General features: G+C 30.7%; 4 protein-coding genes. 1 reads left to right on the top strand and 3 read right to left on the bottom strand.

Going from position 1 to position 2,284, the window contains the following annotated elements; translation table 11 throughout:
• Both B4L98_RS03895 and menA read right to left on the bottom strand, forming a co-directional pair.
• Positions 1–213 (bottom strand): MBL fold metallo-hydrolase (locus tag B4L98_RS03895; protein WP_291077596.1); only part of this gene is annotated, 213 nt, incomplete at its 3' end.
• 17 nt (positions 214–230) lie between these two features.
• Positions 231–1,157 (bottom strand): 1,4-dihydroxy-2-naphthoate octaprenyltransferase, encoded by a 927-nt coding sequence (gene menA / locus B4L98_RS03890; protein WP_114999711.1) that lies wholly within the window; start codon positions 1,155–1,157, stop codon positions 231–233.
• 88 nt (positions 1,158–1,245) lie between these two features.
• Between menA and B4L98_RS03885 the strand changes: the two genes are divergently transcribed.
• Positions 1,246–2,091, top strand: coding sequence for a glycoside hydrolase family 25 protein (locus tag B4L98_RS03885; RefSeq protein WP_291059564.1), 846 nt, complete (start codon positions 1,246–1,248; stop codon positions 2,089–2,091).
• A 4-nt stretch (positions 2,092–2,095) separates the two neighbouring features.
• On the opposite strand, the gene B4L98_RS03880 is transcribed toward B4L98_RS03885, so the two are convergent.
• A partial coding sequence (locus B4L98_RS03880; protein ID WP_291077594.1) for a hypothetical protein occupies positions 2,096–2,284 on the bottom strand: 189 nt, incomplete at its 5' end.

Genomic DNA, 2,284 nt, shown 5'->3' with positions numbered 1-2,284 from the left:
CGAAATAATCAAAGCTCCTGTACGTTTTGCCAATTCTTCCACATCATACACATGATCTTGATGCGCATGCGTAATAACAATATAATCCGCTTTTAAACTTTCGAAATCGATATTCTTTGCTAATTCATTTGGTGTAATAAATGGATCAACAATAATGTGTTTACCGTTTGCTTCAATCGCAAGCGAGGCATGTCCTAAATATTGAATTTTCATTATATATTTTTTTGTGATTAACGAATTAAAGTATCAATAAAATCGAAACCGATTAAACTATATCCTAATAATACAGCGAAAAATAAAGCTAACATTGCTACTTGTTTCAAGAATGGATCGAAATCTTTAGGATCTTTTACTGCAAAAATTTGACGACGAATGGCGTTCGCAAAAAAGATTAAAATTAAAAATACAAAACCAGATAATTTACCTTGTTTAAGTGGTGACATCGTTACATATAATGCGCTTAATGCGAACGGAATCGTCATTAAAGCCATTTGGTAATATTTACTTTTTTGAAAACCTAATTTTGATGCAACAGTAATTTTATTGTTTTTGACATCATTTTTCACATCTCGCATATTGTTCAAATTTAGCACTGCTACACTCCAACATCCCATCGAAGCTGCAGGTAATAAAATTTGCCATTGAAAAACTTTAGAATATAAAAATTCTCCACCAGCAACAGCTAAAATCCCAAAGAATAAGAACACAAAAACATCACCTAAACCAATATATCCGTATGGTTTTTTTCCCATTGTATAAGCCATTGCTGCAAAAATAGACGCAACTCCCAGTCCAAGAAAAATGTAAATATATTTCATATCATTTGGATAAAAAGATACATACAACAATGCTGAAACGCAAGCTAAAGAAATTGCAACCATAATTCCAATAGCTATTTTCATTTGGTTTTGAGTTATCAATCCAGATGCTACAGCACGCTGCTCTCCTACTCTATTTGCGTCCGTTCCTTTTACCGCATCGCCATAATCATTCGCGAAATTTGATAAAATTTGGAAAGCCAAAGTTGTTAAAAGAGATAAGAAAAATATATCATTTCGAAAAATTCCTTCTGATTTTGCAATAAATCCAGCCAATAATAATCCACTCAAAGAAAGTGGTAATGTGCGAAGCCTTGCGGCTAATATCCATTTTTTCATACTGAACAAAGATAATGAAGATTTTACTTTTTTTATCATCTAAAATTGAAGTAATATTGCATAGAATTTATCTATTTCAACTACTAAAATGCCTCGTAAAAAGAAAACACAACAATCTATTTTTAGTACATTAAAAAAAATCAAACTTTCGACGTATGTGATTAGTTTACTGATTTTGTGCGTTGTTTATTTTACATATCGTTATCGTCATGGTATTCATTACTATTTTTCGGTTGTAGAAAAATCGTTGAAAGGCGAAAAATTGGTTGATGGTAAAGTCACAAAATTTGATATCCGAAATATTGAGGTGATGGATAAATATTATCTCAAAACTTTTGGTGTTGATGTTTCGCATTATCAAGGAAAAATTGATTGGACGAAAATGCATACGATTTACAATTTATATCCGATAAATTTTGCTTTTATCCGTTCTACAATGGGAACTTCGTCTATTGATGAGACTTTTGAGGATAATTGGGAAGGTGCAAAAGAAAATAATATTTTGCGTGGTGCTTATCATTTTTATCGTCAAGATGAAAACTCTACTTTACAAGCACAAAATTTTATTGCAAAAGTAAAATTAGAAAATGGTGATTTGCCTCCAGTTTTGGATATTGAAACCTTACCGAAAACACAATCCATGGATCGTTTAGTCGAAGGAATCAAGAATTGGTGCAAAATTGTTGAAGAGCATTACGATATCAAACCGATTATTTATACATCAGATAAATATTTTGAAGATTATTTACAAGATCATTTTGATGGTTATATTATTTGGATTGCCAATTACAATTTTTGGGTACAAGAAATGAAAGGGCATTGGGATTTTTGGCAATTTACCGAAAAAGCAACCATAGATGGTGTAAAACGTTATAAAGTTGATGTGAATATCTACAACGGGACCATTGATGATTTAGAAGGTTTGACGCTTTAGAAAATTAATGAATCAATTTTACAGCTCCTTTTTCATCATAAATCAATGTATCTTTTCTTATCATTAAAATAGTATTTTCTTCAATTATAGGGTAAAAATAACAATACTCGCAATCTTCATCAGGTATCATTATACTGTCTGAGTATGATTTATTTTTATTAATTTCTACCTGTTGTGCATTTTGATTACTAAA

Origin of the sequence: Empedobacter sp. UBA5528 (assembly GCF_002426075.1) — a bacterium.
GTDB classification, from domain to species: Bacteria; Bacteroidota; Bacteroidia; order Flavobacteriales; family Weeksellaceae; genus Empedobacter; species Empedobacter falsenii_B.
Note: the sequence above shows the minus strand (reverse complement) of the source record. Positions and strands in the feature narration are given on the sequence as shown.